Here is a 4,297-nt window from a genome sequence, read left to right as displayed (position 1 = left end):
GGTGCCTGCAGACCTCCTGATCTCGGCGGCTCTCGTCCTCTCGACCTTGGCCCTCACCCTGGTCCCGCCGCTCTCGGACCTGCCCCTTCGCGTTCCCGTCGGCCTGGTCATGGTCCTCTTTCTGCCCGGCTACGCCCTGATCGCGGCCCTATTTCCTCATAAAGACGACCTGGACGGGATAGAGCGGGTCGCCCTCAGCTTCGGCCTGAGCATCGCCGTGGTGCCGCTGATCGGCCTCGGGCTCAACTACACCCCCTGGGGCATAAGGCTCGTCCCCGTCGTCGTCTCCTTATCGATCTTCACCATCGCCCTTCTGGCCGCAGCCCAGGCGAGACGGGCACCGCTCCCCGCGGAGGAGAGGTTCTCCGTCCCCTTCCGCCAGAGCCTCAGATCGGTCAAGGATGAGATGACGGCGGACCAGACCAGCAGGCTCGACAAGCTTCTGACCGTGGTGCTGGTGATGGCGATACTGAGCTCGGTCTCCGCTCTGGTCTACGTGATAGTCACCCCCAAAGAGGGCGAGAAGTTCACCGAGTTCTACATACTGGGGCCGGGGGGTATGGCCTACGACTACCCCACCGAGGTGGCCTCGGGCGAGGAGAGCATCGTCATCGTGGGAATCGTCAACCACGAGTATCGGCCGGTCAACTACACCATGCTGGTCGAGTTCAACAACAGAACGATGCTGGAGACGGAGGCGACCCTGGACCACAACGAGACCTGGGAGCGGCCAACAGGTTACGTCCTGGAAGATCCCGGCCCCGATCAGAAGCTGGAGTTTCTGCTCTACAGGGAGGATAACTTCACCGCCCCTTATAGAGATCTCCACCTCTGGGTGAACGTATCCCCGGCCACGGGATCGAGGGGGACTGGCGGATCGGGGGAGACCCTGGCCGAGCGTTTGAGACTGATATGAAAGATCGGAGGATTTCTATTGCAGGCGATAGTTCTGGCAGCAGGCGAAGGGAGCAGGATGCGGCCTCTCACCCTCACCAGGCCCAAGGTGATGGTCCCGGTCGGAGGCGGACCCTTCTTGGAGCATCTGGTCGATAGGTCGATCCAGTCCGGCGTCGAAGAGTTCGTCTTCGTGGTGGGCTACCGGTCATCGGCCGTCAGGGACCACTTCGGGGATGGAGACCGGTTCGGGGTGGAGATCGACTACGTCGTCCAGGAGGAGCAGCTGGGGACCGGCCACGCCCTGATGGCCGCAGAAGATCGAGCCCAGGAGAGGTTTCTGGTCCTGAACGGCGACGTTCTGACGGACACACTCTCTCTGAAGAGGGTCCTGGGGGCGGGGGGCCCGGCCGTCGCCGCCAAGGAGGTGGAGGACCCCTCCAGGTACGGCGTCTTGGAGACGGAGGACGGGCTGCTCAGATCGGTCGTCGAAAAGAGCCCTCGTCCGCCATCGAACCTGGCCAACGCCGGAATTTACCTCTTCGACCGGACGATCTTCGGGGCGCTCCGAGGCGCTCCCGCATCCGTCAGGGGCGAGTTCGAGCTCACCGACGGCATAAACGGCCTCCTCTCCCGGGGCGAAGAGGTGCGGGTGGTGGAGATCGAGGACTGGATCGAGCTCGGTCGGCCCTGGGACGTCCTGGAGGCGAACAGGACCCTCATCTCGCAGAGCGACCGCGGCATCCAGGGCGATGTAGAGCCCGGCGCCACCCTCTCCGGCCCCGTCTCCGTAGGCGAGGGCTCGACCATAAGGTCCGGATCCTACATCGTCGGTCCGGTCTTGATAGGTAGGGGGTGCGATATCGGCCCGAACTGCTTCATCCGGCCTCACACCTGCATCGGCGACGGCGTCCGGGTGGGCAACGCCGTGGAGATCAAAAACAGCGCCATCATGGCCGGAACGAACGTAGCCCACCTCAGCTACGTCGGCGACAGCGTCATCGGATCCAACTGCAATTTCGGGGCGGGGACCATCGTTGCAAACCTCCGTCACGACGACGCCAAGATCCGCTCCTACATCAGAGGAGAGAGCACGGACAGCGGCAGGCGAAAGCTAGGAGCCATCATCGGCGACGACGTCAAGACCGGGATCAATACCTCCATATACCCGGGGACGGTGATCGCTCCGGGCTATAGGGGCCGGCCCGGCGAGGTGCTCCGGGGCCACGTCGAGCAGATCCGGCCCTGACCTCGCCGGATGGAGGTTACTTCAGGATCAGCCTCAGCGCCCTCTGGGGACAGGCCAGAACGCAAGCTGCGCACTGGACGCACTTTCCGGCGTCGGCCACCACCTCTGATCCCTCGAAACGGAAGGTCCCCGTAGGGCAGATCGATATGCATGCCCCGCAGTGGATGCACTCGTCCTCGTCCTTTATGATCGGGTTCTCCAGGAGGACGACCCTGACCCCCTTCTCCTCGAAGGCGGCCTTCACCTCGCCGCACTTCTCGGAATCGACGTCGACCACGATCTCGCCGGAGACGGCGTCGACCTTCGCCCTCTCTATGTTTATGAGGGCCTTCGTCTCCAGGATCACCGAGGAGACGATCGGCTTACGGACGATCCCCGGAGCTACGTGGAGCAAGAGCTTCAAAGGGACCGCCTCCTCCCGTAGAGCCTGCTGAGGTGGTCGCTGGTTACCATCCCTATGACCTGATGATCTTTATCCACCACCGGCAGGGCAGATATCTTGTGGTGGTCGAGCTTTCGGGCCGCCAGCTCCAGGGGCTCGTCGGGGCTGGCGATGAAGACCTTGCGGGTCATCATCTCGGAGATGTGGGAGGTCTTGTCGCTGGCCACGGCCTTGGAGATGTCCCAGGCGGTGACCATCCCTATCAGCTTCCCCTCAGCCGAGACGACCGGCAGGTGGTCGAAGGTCCCGCCGATGATCATCTGAGCCGCCTCCTTTATGCAGATATCCTCGCGGACCGTCACCACCTCCGAGCTCATGACGTCCCCCACCAGGAGGAACTCCCGGGTCTGCTTCATGGGGCTGTTTCTGCCGACGGCAGGAAGGGGCTTCACCGACTCCGAGAGGAAGAACTCGCCCCTACTGATGGAGTCGCCCAAGGCAGAGGCCACCTTCCTGGCGACGTGGCGGCTGGATAGGGCCGATGTCCTCACCTCAGCCCCGTCTATCTCGACCAGCCCGGAGTAGAGCTGCTCGTAGTTCACCCTCCTAACCGCGGGCCGTCCTCGCCTCGGGACGCCGTAGTCGACGATCTCGGTGACGATATCTCGATCCCTGACCGCGGTCTTCTTTGCTATCTTCTCGTTGAGGACGGGTATGGGGACCCCCAGGCCGACGTAGAGGCTCGGGCCGTAGTCCTGGAAGGTGGCTGCCCTCAGAAACTCATTGTTCATCTCCTTGAGGTCGCCGGTCACCATCAGGGTGGAGAACCCCTCCTGAGGCAGGTGCTGGGTTCCCGAGCCGACGATGAAACCCTGGGCGCCGCAGAGGAATATCCTGGTCCCGACGCCGATCTGCTCGAAGTCGGGGTCGTTTGGTATCGGCGAGAGGGCACCGGCCCCACTGTAGCTGACGTTCCCGTAGCGGGGGAGGAGGGTACCCATGTAGGTGTGCAGAGTCCTCTCCGTCGAGTTTGTGGCCGCAGCGTACCTCTGGTAGGAGTTTCGGGGGTTGACCATGGCGGCCTGGTTGAAGTCGTCGAGCCTGAGGGTCGTCTCCAGGTCGAAGCGGGGGTAGCAGTCGGTGACGGCGCCCCGGGCCCGAAGCTCGACCTCCCTGCCAAGTACGAGATCCTCCATCACATGGGCTCCGCCGTACTCGTCTCCCCGGTCCTCGGACGGCTGGGTGGCACCCAGAAAGAGGTCCACGGCGGCGATCCCGCCGTAGGCCTCCACGTTGTTCAGCCAGGCCTTGGAGATCTTTATCGGCGGATCGCTGTGGCCGGTGTTTAGAAAGAGACCGGAGGAGCACATGGCTCCGAAGGTGCCGGTGGTGACGACGTCCACCTCGCGCACCGCACCATCGGTGCCAAGCTCGTCCACCAGGTCCGGCATCTCCTCCGCAGTGACCACCCGAACGCTGCCGTCCCGGATGCGTTCGTTGATCTCCGACAACGACTTCTCCTGCACGAACTTCCCCTCTGAAGGCGGGATCTATTAAAGGCTTGTGGGATCTCGGTCGGCTCAACACCGTTATCTGGGATCAACGAGATGGCCCCATCAGATGTCAGGCAAAAGGATTGTCCTCACCAGCGACGCCACCATGATGAGCAACTACAACGGAGGGGTGATGCTCGGCTTTGCAGCGATCCTCCCGGCATCGATGATTCAAGAGAGGATATTCAGATGGCTCTTCTGCCCGCCCGTCGAGGCCGC

The 4,297-nt window shown here is 63.1% G+C and carries 4 protein-coding genes; 2 read left to right on the top strand and 2 right to left on the bottom strand.

Features of this window, described 5'->3' with window-relative positions; genetic code table 11:
• The first annotated feature begins 1 nt into the window (after position 1).
• Complete coding sequence (locus tag ACP5EL_RS09320) at positions 2–916, top strand: DUF1616 domain-containing protein (protein ID WP_428402238.1); 915 nt, start codon at positions 2–4, stop codon at positions 914–916.
• A gap of 18 nt (positions 917–934) precedes the next feature.
• Positions 935–2,143 (top strand): bifunctional sugar-1-phosphate nucleotidylyltransferase/acetyltransferase, encoded by a 1,209-nt coding sequence (gene glmU / locus ACP5EL_RS09315; protein WP_428402237.1) that lies wholly within the window; start codon positions 935–937, stop codon positions 2,141–2,143.
• 16 nt (positions 2,144–2,159) lie between these two features.
• Here glmU and ACP5EL_RS09310 read toward each other — a convergent pair whose 3' ends face one another.
• The gene (locus ACP5EL_RS09310) at positions 2,160–2,546 is read right to left on the bottom strand and encodes a 4Fe-4S binding protein (RefSeq protein WP_428402236.1); all 387 of its coding nucleotides are present in this window, start codon (positions 2,544–2,546) and stop codon (positions 2,160–2,162) included.
• A complete protein-coding gene (locus tag ACP5EL_RS09305) occupies positions 2,543–4,051 on the bottom strand; it encodes a homocysteine biosynthesis protein (RefSeq protein WP_428402235.1) in 1,509 nt (502 codons plus the stop codon). The genes ACP5EL_RS09310 and ACP5EL_RS09305 overlap by 4 nt, the downstream gene beginning before the upstream one ends.
• Positions 4,052–4,297: the final 246 nt, after the last annotated feature.

This window comes from Methanocrinis sp. (assembly GCF_049974945.1).
Classification (GTDB): Archaea; Halobacteriota; Methanosarcinia; order Methanotrichales; family Methanotrichaceae; genus Methanocrinis.
The sequence above is the reverse complement of the archived record's forward strand: the minus strand, read 5'-3'. Positions and strand labels throughout refer to the sequence as shown.